General features: G+C 43.2%; 16 protein-coding genes and 1 pseudogene. 12 read left to right on the plus strand and 5 right to left on the minus strand.

Features of this window, described 5'->3' with window-relative positions:
• Positions 1-17 precede the first annotated feature (17 nt).
• From BGK61_RS14470 to BGK61_RS14485, 4 genes are all read left to right on the plus strand, one after another.
• Positions 18-392, plus strand: a complete 375-nt coding sequence (locus BGK61_RS14470; RefSeq protein ID WP_014948536.1) for a DUF3192 domain-containing protein — start codon at positions 18-20, stop codon at positions 390-392.
• 11 nt (positions 393-403) lie between these two features.
• A complete protein-coding gene (locus BGK61_RS14475) occupies positions 404-2,014 on the plus strand; it encodes a histidine kinase (protein WP_076011137.1) in 1,611 nt (536 codons plus the stop codon).
• 231 nt (positions 2,015-2,245) lie between these two features.
• The gene (locus BGK61_RS14480; protein ID WP_014997549.1) at positions 2,246-3,253 is read left to right on the plus strand and encodes an isocitrate dehydrogenase; all 1,008 of its coding nucleotides are present in this window, start codon (positions 2,246-2,248) and stop codon (positions 3,251-3,253) included.
• A gap of 335 nt (positions 3,254-3,588) precedes the next feature.
• Positions 3,589-3,903, plus strand: coding sequence for a ComEA family DNA-binding protein (locus tag BGK61_RS14485; protein WP_076011136.1), 315 nt, complete (start codon positions 3,589-3,591; stop codon positions 3,901-3,903).
• A 104-nt stretch (positions 3,904-4,007) separates the two neighbouring features.
• Here the strand turns inward: BGK61_RS14485 and galU are convergent, their stop codons facing one another.
• The 4 genes from galU to wecA form a co-directional block, all read right to left on the minus strand.
• The gene (gene galU, locus BGK61_RS14490) at positions 4,008-4,901 is read right to left on the minus strand and encodes a UTP--glucose-1-phosphate uridylyltransferase GalU (protein ID WP_076011135.1); all 894 of its coding nucleotides are present in this window, start codon (positions 4,899-4,901) and stop codon (positions 4,008-4,010) included.
• Between the two features lie 261 nt (positions 4,902-5,162).
• Positions 5,163-6,059, minus strand: a complete 897-nt coding sequence (locus BGK61_RS14495) for a glycosyltransferase family 2 protein (protein WP_076011134.1) — start codon at positions 6,057-6,059, stop codon at positions 5,163-5,165.
• A complete protein-coding gene (locus BGK61_RS14500; protein WP_076011133.1) occupies positions 6,056-6,943 on the minus strand; it encodes a glycosyltransferase in 888 nt (295 codons plus the stop codon). The genes BGK61_RS14495 and BGK61_RS14500 overlap by 4 nt, the downstream gene beginning before the upstream one ends.
• Positions 6,944-7,055: 112 nt before the next feature.
• Positions 7,056-8,117 (minus strand): UDP-N-acetylglucosamine--undecaprenyl-phosphate N-acetylglucosaminephosphotransferase, encoded by a 1,062-nt coding sequence (wecA, locus tag BGK61_RS14505; protein WP_014997544.1) that lies wholly within the window; start codon positions 8,115-8,117, stop codon positions 7,056-7,058.
• A gap of 562 nt (positions 8,118-8,679) precedes the next feature.
• On the opposite strand from wecA, the gene BGK61_RS14510 reads away from it, so the two are divergent.
• The 8 genes and pseudogenes from BGK61_RS14510 to galE form a co-directional block, all read left to right on the plus strand.
• Complete coding sequence (locus BGK61_RS14510; RefSeq protein WP_076011132.1) at positions 8,680-9,078, plus strand: hypothetical protein; 399 nt, start codon at positions 8,680-8,682, stop codon at positions 9,076-9,078.
• A gap of 4 nt (positions 9,079-9,082) precedes the next feature.
• Positions 9,083-10,915: a polysaccharide biosynthesis/export family protein gene (locus BGK61_RS14515; protein ID WP_014997542.1), complete on the plus strand. Its 1,833-nt coding sequence runs from the start codon at positions 9,083-9,085 to the stop codon at positions 10,913-10,915.
• Between the two features lie 2 nt (positions 10,916-10,917).
• The gene (locus BGK61_RS14520) at positions 10,918-11,697 is read left to right on the plus strand and encodes an ABC transporter permease (protein WP_014997541.1); all 780 of its coding nucleotides are present in this window, start codon (positions 10,918-10,920) and stop codon (positions 11,695-11,697) included.
• Complete coding sequence (locus BGK61_RS14525) at positions 11,694-12,368, plus strand: ABC transporter ATP-binding protein (protein WP_076011131.1); 675 nt, start codon at positions 11,694-11,696, stop codon at positions 12,366-12,368. The genes BGK61_RS14520 and BGK61_RS14525 overlap by 4 nt, the downstream gene beginning before the upstream one ends.
• An 11-nt stretch (positions 12,369-12,379) precedes the next feature.
• Positions 12,380-13,498, plus strand: coding sequence for a KpsE/RkpR family capsule polysaccharide export protein (locus tag BGK61_RS14530; protein WP_076011130.1), 1,119 nt, complete (start codon positions 12,380-12,382; stop codon positions 13,496-13,498).
• A 216-nt stretch (positions 13,499-13,714) separates the two neighbouring features.
• Positions 13,715-15,235: a peptide MFS transporter gene (locus BGK61_RS14535; protein ID WP_076011129.1), complete on the plus strand. Its 1,521-nt coding sequence runs from the start codon at positions 13,715-13,717 to the stop codon at positions 15,233-15,235.
• 99 nt (positions 15,236-15,334) lie between these two features.
• Positions 15,335-15,637, plus strand: a complete 303-nt coding sequence (locus BGK61_RS14540) for a DUF6170 family protein (protein ID WP_076011128.1) — start codon at positions 15,335-15,337, stop codon at positions 15,635-15,637.
• Positions 15,634-16,458, plus strand: a pseudogene (gene galE / locus BGK61_RS14545) (UDP-glucose 4-epimerase GalE); the annotation flags it as partial. The gene BGK61_RS14540 and the pseudogene galE, both read left to right, overlap by 4 nt.
• A gap of 36 nt (positions 16,459-16,494) precedes the next feature.
• On the opposite strand, the gene BGK61_RS14550 reads toward galE, so the two are convergent.
• Positions 16,495-16,706, minus strand: a 212-nt coding sequence (locus BGK61_RS14550) for an integrase core domain-containing protein (protein ID WP_157888798.1), incomplete at its 5' end; no start/stop codon positions are given.

Raw genomic sequence — 16,706 nt, forward strand, 5'->3', positions numbered from 1 at the left:
AACGAGAAGTAACGGTCATGAATACCAAGGTTATTCGTCTAATTTTAGCTGGCATCGCCCTTTATGCGGTGTTTGTTTTTATGGTTATCGCGTTCTATCCCGATAAGCCAGAAAATATGGATTGGAAAGACCGTGAAGAATATAACCGTGTGCAAATTACCAAGTTGAAGTTGGGCAGTACAAGAGAAGAGGTTTTGGCTTTGTTAGGCTCACCTGACATTACAGAAGCTAAGCGACAAGGAGCAACGGCGATACAGGTTATGTTTTTCAGGACACAACATGTGCGCGCTGACGGCTTAACCACGCAAGATGAATGTACACCGTTACTTTTTGAAAACGACAAACTTATTGCATGGGGTGAAGGGGCTTACTCCAGTTACCAAAAAAGTTAGAAGGATGGGGAGTGAGCGACATCATTTCCACGCTTAAGCGCCTTGTTCATTTAGGCAATGCCGAACTTTCTGTCGAACAGCGTATAAATCATTGGTTAAAAAACGCCAAACGAATATTAACCTTAGTTAACGCGAATCCAGCGCTTGCTGCGGCCACCCTGCACATTGACAACGATCTGCCTAAAGAAACGCAACACCTTTTACTGCTGGCACTCTTTGGCAAATTATGTCGATTGAACGACCACTATTTACAGCACGTGCTTGCATCGTTGCTCGCTACCCTTTCGTTATCAAATGATGATTCAACGCGCGAACAAACAGCTAGCGTCATACGTTTTTTACGTAAACACAATCTATCGATTTGGGTAGATATTATTAAGCTGCAAAAAGCGTTTCAATCAGACAAGCAAATCAATTACCTTGCAGACATCCGCCTTAATGTTGTTCAAAGGCTATGCTTACTGGCTGGCGTATTTGCTACAAGAGCAAAAAAGGCAGATTACCAAACGGTTTTCACCCAAATCGCGTCTCGATTTCCTGCACACCACCGCCATCAGATTGCTCCACTTATTACTTTATTTGAGAGTGTGCTGCCAGGTGCCAAGGTTTACGCTAATGGCGTGCCTGGTGCACTCGTTGATATTCAGCAAAATCACGGCTACGTATTTATGCTTAGTAAGGAAGATGAAGACGGAAAGTGGCTTCCCTTGTCTTCTATTCGCTCCCCTGCTTCTCTGACAATGCCGTTTGAGCACTTTGTAGCCCTATACACAGATACCGCCAGTGCTAGAGTGAATCATGGCGGTACGCCGTTTTTGCCTTCTACATTCGCTATACAGCATCCGCCCAAAGCACTTATTACTATTATTGATGAGTTGCAGAAGCGCGATGTAGATATTGAGCAGCTTTGCGAAAAAATTGAAAAAGTACCAACTTTCAATCACTTTTTAATGCACACTGCAAGTCAGGACAATAGGCTTCAGCTGCCTGTCAAAAGTATAAAGCAAGCCGTGTTAACCTACGGTATTGAACGCGTAGGCGATATGCTTATTCAGTTCGCCCTGCTAGAGCGGTTAACGCAAAATCAATTTCCTCTTATGGGAATGTGTAAGCAACTGACCTTACTTGCATGCTCGTTTGCAAGCTACTTTGCACAAGTCTCTGATTCGAAGTTTACGCCTCAGTCTGCGGCTCTCACGATGACTTTTGTTTGTACTCCTCTTTTCACATTACCAGGTTTTAAGGTATCTCAGTCGCTACCCGTCGACCTAACCAAAACCGTGTCCGTTAACAATGCATTCAAGGTTAAGTCAGACACTCCATGGCTAGCTATCGCTTCTGAACTTGCTGGAAGTTGGCATCAAAGTTCTACGTGGCGTGCCGTTATACACCAATGTGGTAAAGAGAGTTCGGACGTCCCTAAGTCACTTCAAAAAGAGCAAACTATATTAATATTAAGTTTCGCGCTGGCCAAAGCGTGCTTATTTAATCAGGATGTTTTTTCACTGCTTCAGCATCTCGGTATTAAAACTCTGCTAAATATTTTGAATATAAAACGAGATGACGTGCTAAATGCACTGGACGCGAATAGTCCTCTTTTATACTGCCCGCTTGCTTTATAACTCCTTCTGCTTAGAAACATCTTGTAAAGCTATCCAATTAATCTTTACGAATGGCTATAACTTGCGCCGGCTATCGTATAAAATACGGCAACTTTTGCAGTGCTTTACCCTTTTTCCCTACATTTTCCATTATAATAAGTAAGCAGGCAGAAATTGGCACGTTAAGCGCCAAGCTAAGAATTGAATAAACCTAACGATTTTGACAACAGAATTACCAGAGGATCCCTCCACATGACTCAGCAACGTATTACAGTCATTCGCGGTGACGGCATTGGCCCGGACATTATCGATGCAACCACAAAAATTCTAGATAAGGTTGGCTGTGACTTTGCCTATGACTATGCCGATGCTGGCTTAGTCGCACTGGAAGAACATGGCGAGCTTCTACCTCAAGAAACATTAGACCTAATCGCAAAAAACAAAGTTGCGCTTAAGGGTCCTTTAACTACTCCAGTTGGCGAAGGCTTTACTTCAATCAACGTTAGTCTTCGCAAGCAGTTCAAACTGTACGCAAACCTTCGCCCTGTGATGTCTTTCAAAGGCACAAAAGCACGTTACGAAGACATCGATATCATTACCGTTCGCGAAAACACGCAAGGTATGTACTCTGGTCTTGGCCAAGTTGTATCAGAAGACGGTAACGAAGCCGAAGCAATGAGTAAAATCACCCGTGACGGCGCTGAAAAAATCGTAACGTTTGCTTACGAATTAGCGCGTCGCGAAGGTCGTAAGAAAGTAACAGCGGTTCACAAAGCAAACATTCTTAAGTCAACATCAGGTCTATTCCTTAAAGTAGCCCGTGAAGTTGGTGAGCGTTATCCAGATATCGAATCAACAGAGATGATCGTTGATAACTGCTGTATGCAGCTTGTTATGAACCCGCACCAGTTTGACGTTATCGTAACGACTAACCTTTTCGGTGACATCCTTTCTGACCTATGTGCTGGTCTTGTAGGTGGTCTTGGTATGGCGCCTGGCGCGAACATCGGTGAAGACTGTGCAATCTTTGAAGCCGTTCACGGCTCAGCACCAGACATCGCAGGTAAGAACCTAGCTAACCCTACCTCAGTAATCTTGGCTGCAGCACAAATGCTTGAATACCTAAACATGGGTGACAAAGCAGAGAAAATTCGCGCAGCATTAAAAGATGTTATCGAGTCTGGTGACCGCACTACGCGCGACCTTGGTGGTGAGGCAGGTACAACTGAATTCACTCAAGCGCTTCTAGAGCGTCTATAAGCACTTTAGCTTACACCTTTTAATTATTCCAAAACGGGCTTTTTAGCCCGTTTTTTTTGTACCTCTATTAATCATGTCCCTGCTTTAAACTGTACTAAAACTGGACTACCGCTTTTTTCTTTCCCATTTATCATTTCCTACGTACACGTTGAAGTGTGCTGAGCTTTATAGCTTGTTCACTGACAGGTGACAGTCACTTTTTAAAAGAGGCCTGTACCGCTTGCAATTAGGCGACAAAAGTCAGTGCGCTTTGGTACACCACTTAAATACTATTTACATGAATATTGCGCCTTTAGCATTTAGAGCGCGCTTAGCAACATATACAAGGAAAGATGATGAAAAAATTAATCTCAGGTTTACTCGTGCTATCTGCATTAACCATTCAAGCTCCAGCAGTTAACGCAAATCCAGCCGCCAGCGAAAGTAGCCAAACTAGCGAGACTACAGGCCAACAACAACTTATTGATTTAAACTCGGCAACCGTAGAACAGTTGGTGACGTTACCTGGCGTGGGCCAGTCTAAGGCGAAAGCCATTGTTAAATACCGAGAAGAGGTGGGCCCGTTTCTTGAAGTCGCACAGCTTACTCAAGTAAAAGGCATTGGCGAAAAAATGCTTAGCAAAATAGAAAGCTATGTACAGGTAAGATAGATTGGCTAAAGCAAGTAAGTAGTACACTGGCTTCACACACAAAAAATGCGCCGTAAGGGCGCATTTTTCTTAAGGTCTTAAGCTATTTAGAATGTCTTTCTAGCTTATTTAATAATAGATGCTAGATATTCTTTAAATTCATCGCCTAACGCTGGGTGACGCAATGCATATTCAACATTCGCTTTCATGTAGCCCAACTTACTTCCGCAATCGTGGCTTTTGCCTTTCATGTAATACGCATCGACCTGCTCTAACTTCATCAGTGCGTCAATGGCATCAGTAAGCTGAACTTCACCGCCTGCTCCAGGAGGAGTAAATTCTAACAGATCCCATATTTTCTCTGATAGAACATATCTACCCACAACTGCAAGGTCAGAAGGCGCTTCGTCACGAGGTGGCTTTTCAACCATTTTATGAATCTTTGCTGACTCTCCTGGCGCAATAGCAGCACCGTCTAAGTCTGCAATACCAAATTTAGAAATATCTTCATCTGGTACCTGCTCAACCATTACTTGGCTTACACGGCTGGTGTTAAATTTAGCCACCATATCTGCAAGGTTATCTTTTTTAGGATTACTTGCTGCATCGTCGATGATAACGTCAGGTAGCACTACAGCGAAAGGAGCGTCACCGATAAGGGGGCGAGCACAAAGTACGGCATGACCTAGACCATTCGCAACACCCTGACGAATGTGCATAATAGTTACGTCTTTTGGACAAATTGACTGAACTTCTTCTAATAACTGACGCTTTACACGCTTTTCTAAAGTAGCTTCTAGTTCAAAAGAAGTATCAAAGTGGTTTTCAATACTGTTTTTACTCGCGTGCGTAACAAGGATTATTTCTTTTAACCCTGCAGCAACACACTCGCTCACCACATATTGAATCAATGGCTTATCGACTACTGGCAACATCTCTTTTGGGATGGCTTTAGTCGCCGGGAGCATTCTCGTCCCCAGGCCCGCTACAGGGATTACCGCTTTTTTAACCTGACTCATAGTTAATATCCTTTTTTAAAATCCTAAATACACGCCTAAGTCGACTTCCCGTCGTTTATTATTCCTTAAGCTGAGATATATTCACTGGTGTTCGCAAGACTAATGCAATCGATGTTCCAATTACCGTTTTAGAGCGTTTGTGTATTGAAAATGGGCAAAACAGTAAAAAAACACCGATAAAAGCACAAAATTTGGGATAAATAATATCTAATGCACCAAAATAGTGAAAGCATTAATCGCCTGTCTTTCCCTTACTACACGTCAAGTGTCGCTTTTTTTCACACTGCATTTTGAAATTAGTGCATGCTCTATTGGGCCAGTCTTTCGTTTTAAACCGTCTTTAAGCCCTGCCCACATAAAAGCACCTCGCGTTTTGCCGTGCTCAAAGCAATATCTGTTTACAAGATATCTCAGGGGTATTGCACAAACATGACGAAGCTTCCAATAAAGAGGAACGTAACGACGACGCGCTAAAATGAGTACATTGCGAAACTGGTAGTAAAGCCTTATGGGGGCGCCCTGCTTAAATGTCACACCACAGACTTTCACTCTATCGTCACCTTGTCGGTGGGGCATACATGCACTGAGAGATTGATAGATAACCATTCCCTTAGCGCGGGCTCGCCAGCACCATTCGTGATCAACCCCATCAATAAAGAGTTCGCTTTCTTTCTCACCCACTAACTCAAATGCTCGCCTGGAAAGTAGCATACCTGATGCAATGATCTGTTTTACTGCTTTTAACTTTTCGGATACGGGCTTGCCCTTTTGCAGGACGCCTTGATCAACGCACTTTGAAAACTGACAATAAATAGAGGGGCCAATGGCTGCGATTGAAGTATGTTGTTCAAGTTCTTGAAATTGCTCCATGAGTTCAAGCGCAATATCGGATGTAAACAAACTGTCTTGATCGAGCAGAAAACTGTATTCGATTCCCTCACTAAAAACGGCGTTCAAACCAGCGTTCTGAGCATGGGCAATGCCGACATTTGACGGAAAATGCAGGTAAGAGATATCAGATGATGCTAGCGCTTGAAGAGGGTTCGGAGAGTTATCAACTAGTACGACTTTCCACTCAGGCGCACGAAATGCGTTGATGAGACCGCGTACGTGCTCAACATCCGGGTTAAATAGTATGACAACGACACCAACACTCAATGTTTACCAAACCTTTCCAACAAATGCCTATCAAGTTTATAGGCAAGCTTAACCACTTTTCCTGGCATTAACCTCAATGTCAAAACACCACATGCGTAAAAGAAGTTATAGGGTGAAAGTTGCCTTAGTTTACGTATGGCATACAAACGTGCTTTAAACTCATTCAGCGACTTACTCAGGCCACGACGTTTATAAAAATTGTTAACCCTTCTAAATTTTAAAAGTCGGTCTTTTAAATTTCTAAATATATAGCCTTTTGAGGCTAATGTGATCCAGAAAAAATAATCTTGTGTGTTTAATAAATCACCGTCATATCGATGCCCATCGTTGAATACATTGTAGCGGATTACCACCGTTGGATGGTTTAAAGAACACCTTCTCGGCAATATACGAACGATTTGTCGATGTGAAGCAGGCATGACTCTAGCCCCAACCTTAACCCCACTTTCATTGATTTCCGTTAACGCTGATCCCAGTACTGAAATATTGCTATGCTTTTTAAGGTAAGTAATTTGACGAAGAAGTCGGTTTTCTTCTGAAATATCATCCGCGTCCATTCTGATAAAGAATGAAGGGTTAAACTGCATGCCGAACTCAGCCACTGAGTTCATACTGCTTGCTAGACCCACATTCAGGCTGTTCGACGCTATGATTATTCTGTCATCTTTGCTGACGACGTCTTCTAAAACACGGGTTATTTTTTGAGGTACAGGACCGTCTGCGACGATAACAAAAAGAAAATCTGTGTATGACTGCCTAGTCATACTTTCGATAGCTTCTCTTAGCCACTTCGCATTATCAGCTTGATAAACCGCCATCGCAATAATCGATTCGACGTGCTGCTTTTTATTATTGTTGTGAAGAATAGAGAATTGATTTATCAAGTAATTTTACCAGCGTAAGAAGTAACAGGGAAAATAAAAGCGCCTTACTTGTGCGCTTCTATTTCTAGGCATGTTACAGAGATTTTGCTAAGCCTGCCATGTTTTGCCTAAACTAAGCAGTTAATCGCTTTACGAAACGGAGTACACTCCAGATATGTTGGATAACGAGGCTATACACGACAAGTAATCCGATAAATCCCCAAAACATTACCGCTTCTGCTACTTGATAAACCTCTCCCAATATACCAATTAGACAATAACATGCCCCAAGAGCGAGAATTGCAACAAGGGACTTTCTGCTGCTTAGTCCTGCACGCATAAATATGTTGTGAAGATGCTGACGGTCAGGTTTAAGCATTGATTGGCCTTTACGAGCACGTCTATACATAATCGCAGCCATGTCCATTAATGGTAGCCCCACTAACCACACTGCTGTGATGGGTCTAAACGCCGCTGCTTCACCCTGAGTGTGATCCACAAGCAACCAAACTATAGTTAGCCCGACAAACATGCTGCCCGCATCACCCATAAATATCTTATTGCCTTTAAACCCTTTCCAACTCAGGTTAAACGCAAGAAACGGAACGATCGCCGCAACAATAATAAGCGGCTCCATAATAGAAGCCCCATTGCCAGTAGAGATCAGAAAACCAGCGACAGTAAGTAAAATAACAAGGCTCATGCCTCCCGCTAGCCCATCAATACCATCGATCATATTGAATGCGTTAATTACACCAACAACACAAATAATCGTGAAGAAATAGCCACCGAGATCTAGAAATACCTCTCCGGTGCCGAAAATGTTACCTAGAGAAGTGATATAGTTTTGCGCGCTCCATGCCATGATCGCTGCAACGCCAAATTGGCACATAAGGCGGCCTTTGGCACTCAGATCAAAACGGTCATCCAACATGCCAAGCAAGACAACAAATGCTGATGCGGTGAAAAACAGAGGATTGTTTTTCATCCACACATCTGTCGCAACACTGGCTACAAGCACAGCCATAAAAATGGCAACGCCGCCAGTAAGCGGAACGATCCCGGCATGGCGCTTTCTTGCAGATGGCTGGTCAACCAAACCAAATTGATGCGCTAAAGGCGTCATGACCACCAAGAGAATAAGGGCGACGAAAAATGCAGTAAAAAGCGGTACAAACTGCAAATAAGCTAGCATAAAACACACAACCTCGCGTTACCGACAAAAGCTCCGCTACCAGATACTATTGTTGTCAGTACACATGCAAATTTTGACAAAAAACTAAATGTTGCTTCCATTTATTTACAACTTCCATTTCTTCCAGCGCGATGAGGGCTTTTTGTTATGAGTATGCGGATAGAAAACCCCGATATAATATAAAACATTTGTCTAAGTAACCACCCTTGATGCATAAATAACGTATTAAAACGTGTCGAAAATGCGCTTCCTACAAGAATATCTGTAAATACATCTAAAACTAGTGCTAATCGTGCGTCCTGTCGCCATCAATTTCGGACGTTCAGTGCCTTTTCCATAGTAGTGTAACGTGTGCAACCGCTATTTATTCCCGTTACTTTCATTGCAATTATTAACCTTAGCATTGCGAAAGAAACATCATGTTACATTTCTAATATGAACTCGTTCTGAATATCAGCGTCTTGAAGTAAACTCAGACAATGCGCTAACTGCGATAGCGAACATGCTTTTTTTAAAACTTATGTTATCCTAGCGCGAAATTGCTATATGGATATGAAAGCTAATGTTCAAACAATTATCTCGTCTAATTTTGCCTATCGTGGCTGCGATAAGCGCAGCTGGGTGCTCTAATACTCCTACTGCCACTAAAGCTGACATTCCTTTGGTGCATTCGTCTCTTGCTTATTCTCTTGCACCGGACAAAGAGCTTGCAATAAATATTCCAAAAGCCAACGTTTATCATGATACTCAGGAATCATTTTTAATACGCTTCAACGGACACCAATATGAAGCGTCCAAGCATTACATATCTGCTACTGGCAATAAGTGTATCCGTTTTTCTTTACAAGATGGTGAAGCTGTCTCTTCCGATACACAGCGCAAGATGACAACCTGTCAACGAAACGGTCAATGGCGAGTTATCGCGCCACTAGTGGCTTCTGTAGCAGTGCAAGGTGAATAAGTAAATGAAGTTAATTGATATTAAAAAAACGCTAAAAACGCTTACGCTTGCGGTGTGTACAACTTCAATTTTCAGCATTGTCGCTACCACTGCCAGTGCACAAAGTGTAGAACAATTGCAACAACTTAGAGAAAGAGCACAGCAAAGCCAAAGCAGTGGCCTTGCGGGTCAATCCGTATCACCACTGAGTATATCAACCCAGCGCACGCTTCCTGGCGCTAGTAATTCTGCGAACACCATGGGTCAATTTTCAACCCAACCCCGCAATGGTGTGAACTTGCCTGGCGAACCGACAATAGATACCGTTTTCCCTGCGCAAGCGCCTATGGAGAATCCTCCGTTCGCAGCCAATTTATTTATTGGTGGTTTTGAATCAGAGCGTAGCTCAGGCCTTAATGACAACTATCTGGTCGCACCGGGCGATAAAATTTCAATTTGGCTATGGGGCGCAGTTAACTTTTCAGATGTAGTAACTGTTGATAATCAAGGGAATATTTTTATTCCTAATATTGGGCCAATTAGGGTAGCAAACACGCCGGCAGGTAGTGTTAATCAAACCGTTACAGCAAAAATCAGACAGGTCTACACTAATGACGTTAATGTATATGTGAACCTGCTCACTTCTACACCTGTGTCCATTTTTGTATCTGGACCAGTTTTAAGACCGGGGCAATACGCAGGCCTTGCCTCAGATAGTGTGCTGTATTACCTAAAACGCGCGGGTGGCATTGATTTTCGCCGTGGTAGTTTCAGACAAATAGACGTGGTACGTAATGGCGAAGTTGTCGCCACCGCAGACTTATACGCCTTTTTCCGAAACGGTAAGTTACCTCAAATGTCATTCAAAGACGGCGATACCATATTAGTGCACCCAATTGGCAACACTATAGTGGTTGAAACCGGCGCACGTAATAGCTTCACCTTTGAGTTTCTTAACGAAGAATTAAACGGTGGCGTGGTGAATTACTTTGCACGACCAGGAGAATTTGCATCGCATGCTTCGGTATCTGGTATTCGAAATAACAAACAGTTTGCTCGCTACTTGAGTCTGGATGAATTTGCTTCGCTTGAGCTAAATGCAGGCGACACTGTTGAATACCTTGCTGACCACGAGCCACAAATCTATCGCATTAATGTGGCTGGGGCATTTGCTGGCGCATCTCAGATTATGGTTGATAAAGGTACTCGCCTTATCGATGTGTTAGATCATATTGAAGCAGACACTGCCCTTTCTGATACACAGAACATTTATTTGTTAAGAGAAAGCGTTGCCATAAAGCAAAAAGAAATCATCGAAGAAGGTTTACAGCGTCTTGAGCGCAGCATGTATACCGCCCCTATTAGCTCTACGGGCGAGGGAGCAATCCGCGCACAAGAAGCACAGCTTGTCGCTGACTTTATCGCACGCGCTCGCCAAATTGAGCCTCAAGGTCGAGTCGTAGTTTCAGAAAACGGTGAAATCGCAAACATTTTGCTAGAACCAAATGACACTATCGTCATCCCAGAAGTAACTGACTTGGTTCACGTAGGTGGTGAAGTATTGCTTCCTCAATCAGTGGTATTTAACCCTGAAGCCACTACTGAGGACTATGTAGCGTGGGCTGGTGGTTTCACAGAGCGCGCTGAAGACGAACGCATTTTAATTGTTCGTAAAAATGGTAATGTTACCTTTACCAGCGTAAATAGCTCATTCTTAGCAAGTAACGATAGTAAGTTAGAACCTGGCGATCAGATTATCGTATTGCCAGCCATCGATACTAAGCTCTTGCAAGCGGTTAAAGACATTACTCAGATTGTTTATCAAATTGCTATTGCAGCCAACGTAGCTACTAACTAAACATGGTAACGTTTAAAGACCAGCTCTACGCATGGAGAGGCGTGATATTCGCGCTTTTCCTGCGTGAGCTTCAAAGTAAATTTAACGATAAATTTGGCTTAGGCTGGGCATTTTTAGAGCCCTTTGCATTTATCTTCGCCCTGTCATACCTGCGTGGACTGATCAGTGGCGATGATATCCATTCTATTCCTCTCTTTCTTTTTATGATGATCGGAATGGTCGGCCTGCAGTCTTTAACTACATGCCTACAGTCAGTTTCAACTTCTGTGCGAAGAAATAAGCCGCTCTATGCGTTTAGGCAGGTTCAACCTATTTCAGCGATACTCACAGCGGGCTTCCTCGAGTTTTCAGTCAAAGTAGTGGTTGTCGCATTGCTATGTCTCGCGCTTTACCTTATGGGCGAGACCTTTACGGTAAATGACCCGTTGCTGCTGATATCTCTGTTTCTTCTTTTATGGGTATTTTCAATATCCATTGGGATGATTTTTGCTATTGCTGCTGCATTCGTGCCGGAAGTAGATAAGATAAAATCAATGCTTACCCGCCCACTAATGTTTATTTCATGCGTTTTTTTCAGCCTTCAAGACTTACCCGAAGAATATTGGCCGTACTTAACTTGGAACCCTCTTGTTCATTTCAATGAACTAGCTCGTTACGCTTGTTTCGAATCCTATGGTACTAATGGTGTTTCATTGGGTTTTGTAATTGAGATTACCATTATTTTTCTCTTTCTAAGTCTTTCGATGTATCACATCACATGGAAGAAGGTGTTGTCACGATGATAAGAATTGAGAATCTAACTAAGAGCTATCCCAGTAAAATGGGCCCTCAATATATTTTCAAAAATTTGAATTTTGATTTCCCAACGGAAAATAATGTCGCTATTTTAGGTAAAAACGGTGCAGGTAAATCCACCCTTTTCCGAATGCTAGCGAAAAGTGAATACCCTGACAAAGGACGTGTTTTAACAAACAAGTCCATGTCTTGGCCTGTAGCGCTTCAAACAGGTGTTCACCCACAAATGACGGGGCGCGAAAATACGCGATTCGTTGGCCGAATCAATAACGTTAAATCGCTACCTGAATACGAAGAGAGAGTGCAAGAGTTCGCCGAACTCGGGGCGCGTTTCGACCTTCCTGTTCGAACCTACTCTTCGGGTATGCGCGCCAAACTCGTGTTCGCGTGCTGTATGAATATCAATTTTGATATTTACCTTATCGATGAAGCAACCTCGGTGGGCGATCCGCTATTTAGAAAAAAAGCACGTTTGTCGCTAAAACAAAAAAGTGAACAAGCGGGCGTTATTATGGTTAGCCATGAACTCGACCAAATCCGCGAGTTCTGTACGTCTGCCGTTATCATAGATGAAGGCAAACTTACTTATTATCACGATCTCGAAGAAGGCATCGACGTTTATACGCAGGATGCAGACAATAAGAAATCACTTAAATAGGTTCAATAACAGTGGAAAAATCTCTTACACAGCTCAATGCCCTTCTCAGCAAGCACAAAATGCTCTTGCTTGTACTTCCATGGGTACTTTACGCCGTATACCTTGTTCTATGGGCTGCGCCACAGTACGAAAGTAAAAGCCAACTTATTGTTAAATCAAGTGACGGCGGCAGCAGCTTCGACCCTTCATCCCTGCTTATGGCAGCCGGTGTTTCAGGCGCGTCAGGTGGTACAGAAAGTCAGCTTGTGGAAGCTTACATTCAATCTGCCGACATGATTAAGTATCTCGATAAAACCATAGGGCTTCGTGAGCACTACATGTCGGACAAAGCTGATATGTTTAGCGGTTTGTCGTCTTCACATAAGCAAGAAGACTTTTACCAGTTCTATCTAGACCATATTGACGTTAGCGTGGATTCGGCGTCTTCTGTCATTAGTTTGCGAACTCGCGCTTTCGACGCTGAATATGCGCAAATAATAAACCAAGCTATTGTTGATAAAGCGGAAGAATTTATTAATAACATCAATAACAACTTAGCGAAGTCAAAGCTTACTTTTGCTAAAGGTGAACATGAGATTGTTGAACAAAAGCTTCAACAAGCAAAAACTGAAATTTTAGCCTTTCAATCCAAATACAACGTGCTCGACCCTACTGCTGAAGGTGCAGCGTTTCAGCAAATCGCTTTTTCATTAGAGGCAACCCTCGCCCAGAAAAAAGCTGAGCTGAGCACTATGTCGACCATGATGTCTAACGTCGCCCCAGAAGTAATTAACATTAAGCGTGAAATAACTGCTCTACAAAAAGAAGTAGAAAAACAGAAGGAGCGAATTAGTACTGCTGAAGGAGAAAGTGAAGCACTGTCTGTAAGTGAGCTTATGGCGCAATACAGTAATCTTCAGGTTCAGCTTCAATTGGCCATCCAAGCGTACTCTTCATCGCTGATTACTTTAGAAAATGCGCGAGTAGAGGCATATCAAAAACTACAACATTTGGTAACAGTAGAATCGCCTACCCTTCCAGATGACAATGCTTACCCCACCGTAATTTACAACCTTGTACTGTTTGGTGTTTCATTGCTGCTTATCTATGGAATAGTGCGAATTATAGTAGCTACTATCCGCGAGCTTTAGTGCTTCCATCTCTTTAGCAAATCATTATTCAATCGGCTAAGTCGTACAAGACTTAGCCGATTGACACAGCTTTAATGAAGTTTGTCGCCCAAATCTTGTGTCTTTAAGCAAGCTCTAGTATAAGAAGCTATCCGCCTTACGGACTACTATCAAAGAGCCTATCCTATAAGTGCTCTACAATAACAACCATAAGCAATATGGAATTAAAATATAATTATGAAACCATCTAACGATACTAGCTTTTTCGGCCATCCAGGGGGCCTAAGAACGCTATTCTTTACAGAAATGTGGGAGCGCATGAGTTATTACGGAATGCGCGCGCTACTCGTTCTTTTCATGACCGCGAGCTTACAGACACAAGGCTTAGGTTTTACTGTTGCAACCGCTGGCGCTATCTACGGCCTATACACAGGTGCGGTATATTTCCTAGGTTTACCGGGCGGCTGGTTAGCGGACCGCTTAATTGGTGGTAAGAACGCCGTATGGTACGGGGGTATTATTATCTTCGCAGGCCACGTGGTACTCGCCATAGATTTGCAAAACCTTTTCTTTGTTGGGCTTATCCTTGTTGCTTCAGGTACTGGCTTACTTAAACCTAACATTTCAGCAATGGTTGGACAGCAATATGGTGACGACGACGGCCGTCGTGACAGTGGTTATGCGCTGTATTACATGGGCATTAACATCGGTTCACTCATCGCCTACCTAGTCACCGGTTATTTACAGGAAAACTGGGGCTGGCACTATGCATTTGGTGCAGCTGCCATCGGTATGGCAATCGGCCTAATTCAATATTACTTCAGCAACCGTTCGTTATCGGCTGATTCTGTTGCTCCTGCAAATCCATATCAAGGTGCGGCTAAACAGCGCGCATGGATGGGCGTATGGGCAGTGATTGCACTTGCTGTTGTGGTAATTGTGCTTGCGCACATGGGCACTATCGTTATTGAGCCTGTAGCTCTTGCTCAACAAGTTGCCGTTGTATTTACCATTATTTTCTTCGCTTACTTTGGTTTTATTTATTTCAAAGGTCAGCTAAGCGACAACGAGAAGAAGCGTATGTGGGCGTTGTTCTTAGTGTGTGTTGCTTCAGCGTGTTTCTGGTCTGGTTTCGAACAAGCTGGCTCTTCACTCAACTTATTCGCTCAGAACTACACCGACCGCGTACTTGAAAGCGGCTCGCTACTTACCTCTTGGTTTGGGATGGACGCTATCCCAACAGTATGGTTCCAGCTTTCAAACTCGCTATTTATCATTATTTTGTCGCCTTTCTTCGCTGCCCTTTGGATTAACCTTGCGAAACGAATGATCGACCCGTCGTACACAATTAAGTGTGCCATTGGTATCGTTATTATGGCGTCGGGCTTCTTGGTAATGTTTATGGCGTCTCAATATGCTGCACAAGGCCTTAAAGTTGCGCCTATGTGGCTTGTTACCACTTACTTCTTACACACTGTTGGTGAGCTGTGCCTGAGCCCTGTTGCACTCAGTGCAGTAAGTAAGCTATCGCCTAAGCGTTTCGCAGGGCAAATGATGGGGGTATTCGTACTGACTTACTCTATTGGTAACATCATCGCTGGCTTACTTTCAGGTAACTTCGACCCTGAGAACGTAGAGCAAATGCCAGACCTGTATCTTCAAATTGCCCTATTTAGCATTGCCATTGCTATCGTGATTGGTTTAATGAGCTTTAAATCTCGCTTCTGGGAAAAAGCAGGCATTGAACAAAAAGCGTAATTTATTGTTAGCATGTTTTAAGTGCTGACCAATTACCCTACAATAACCGCCGCAACGTAACGTTCCGGCGGTTTTTTATTAAGGGCTTTTCATAAACCTATGAAGTTTTATTTTTCTACAAGAGACATTCCTGCCTTACAAGGTCTTCCATTGACAGAGCGCGTTAAATTGCTCGACCAGGCCGCAAAGCGCCTTTCTGTGCCAGAGAAAACCTTACTGAATGTTCTAAAATTACTCGTCATTGTCCCCGTATTCGCACTTATTCTTCAAACCGCGTCAAATTGGACCTCGTTACTGTGGGCTTTTGTGGTATTTTTAGTGTATCCATTGGTTATAAAACCTATTCAATATTCCATCTGCGCTAAATACATTGCGCAACCGTCTAGCAAGGAGAATGCATGAAGACCATCTTAGTCACTGGTGGTGCAGGCTATATAGGTAGTCACACAGTTTTACAGTTACTTGAACAAAACTACGGAGTTGTAGTACTCGATAACCTTGCTAACGCAAGTGCTGAATCACTGCGTCGCGTAGAAGCCTTAACTGGCAAGTCGGTTACGTTTGTTCAAGGTGACATTCGCGATACCGCCGTGTTAGATGACATATTCAGCGAGCATAACATTTATGCCGTTATTCACTTTGCGGGCTTAAAAGCCGTTGGCGAGTCTGTGCAAAAGCCGCTTTCTTACTATGAAAATAATGTGTATGGCACACTAACGTTATGTAAAGCCATGCAAAAGCACAACGTAAAGAACATTGTGTTTAGTTCTTCTGCTACGGTTTACGGCGATCCTGCTTCACTACCCCTACGTGAAGATATGGCGACAGGCCACCCGACAAACCCTTACGGTATGTCGAAGCTTATGGTTGAACATATGCTTAGTGATCTCTATGTGTCCGATAATGACTGGAACATTGTATTACTTCGCTACTTCAACCCGGTGGGCGCACACGAGTCTGGACAAATTGGTGAAGATCCGAACGGTATTCCGAACAACTTAATGCCTTATATCTCTCAGGTTGCCACCGGTAAGCTAGAGCAACTAAGCGTGTTTGGTGACGACTACGATACAATTGATGGCACAGGTGTTCGAGACTATATCCATGTTGTCGATCTAGCCAACGGTCACTTGAAAGCACTTGATCGCTTGAACCTCAATATGGGCTTAGATAAGTACAACCTTGGAACAGGTCAGGGCTATTCAGTAATCGAAATGATTAAAGTGACTAGTCCTGAAATAGGTTGACACTTATTTCGGTTAAAACGCCCGATGTATTTCATCGGGCGTTTTGTATTTAAGGGCCAGATGTGGCCTCCTACCATTATAGATAGCTACTGACTCTGCAACCATCTTTCTCGCTTCTTCTAAATCTCTTGGCTTATGGAGTAAGTATTCATTTTTAAGAATACCGTTTATCCGCTCTGCAAGGGCGTTTTGATAGCAGTCGTAGCCATCTGTCATTGAGCACT

It is taken from the genome of Alteromonas abrolhosensis (assembly GCF_001953635.1).
GTDB classification, from domain to species: domain Bacteria; phylum Pseudomonadota; class Gammaproteobacteria; order Enterobacterales; family Alteromonadaceae; genus Alteromonas; species Alteromonas abrolhosensis.

What these genes read in the sequence shown, in the direction of transcription:
- BGK61_RS14470 (WP_014948536.1), top strand. Translation starts at nt 18, where the DNA reads ATGAATACCAAGGTTATTCGTCTAATTTTAGCTGGCATCGCCCTTTAT.
- BGK61_RS14480 (WP_014997549.1), top strand. Translation starts at nt 2,246, where the DNA reads ATGACTCAGCAACGTATTACAGTCATTCGCGGTGACGGCATTGGCCCG.
- BGK61_RS14485 (WP_076011136.1), top strand. Translation starts at nt 3,589, where the DNA reads ATGAAAAAATTAATCTCAGGTTTACTCGTGCTATCTGCATTAACCATT.
- galU (WP_076011135.1), bottom strand. Translation starts at nt 4,901, where the DNA reads ATGAGTCAGGTTAAAAAAGCGGTAATCCCTGTAGCGGGCCTGGGGACG.
- wecA (WP_014997544.1), bottom strand. Translation starts at nt 8,117, where the DNA reads ATGCTAGCTTATTTGCAGTTTGTACCGCTTTTTACTGCATTTTTCGTC.
- BGK61_RS14510 (WP_076011132.1), top strand. Translation starts at nt 8,680, where the DNA reads ATGTTCAAACAATTATCTCGTCTAATTTTGCCTATCGTGGCTGCGATA.
- BGK61_RS14515 (WP_014997542.1), top strand. Translation starts at nt 9,083, where the DNA reads ATGAAGTTAATTGATATTAAAAAAACGCTAAAAACGCTTACGCTTGCG.
- BGK61_RS14520 (WP_014997541.1), top strand. Translation starts at nt 10,918, where the DNA reads ATGGTAACGTTTAAAGACCAGCTCTACGCATGGAGAGGCGTGATATTC.
- BGK61_RS14525 (WP_076011131.1), top strand. Translation starts at nt 11,694, where the DNA reads ATGATAAGAATTGAGAATCTAACTAAGAGCTATCCCAGTAAAATGGGC.
- BGK61_RS14535 (WP_076011129.1), top strand. Translation starts at nt 13,715, where the DNA reads ATGAAACCATCTAACGATACTAGCTTTTTCGGCCATCCAGGGGGCCTA.
- BGK61_RS14540 (WP_076011128.1), top strand. Translation starts at nt 15,335, where the DNA reads ATGAAGTTTTATTTTTCTACAAGAGACATTCCTGCCTTACAAGGTCTT.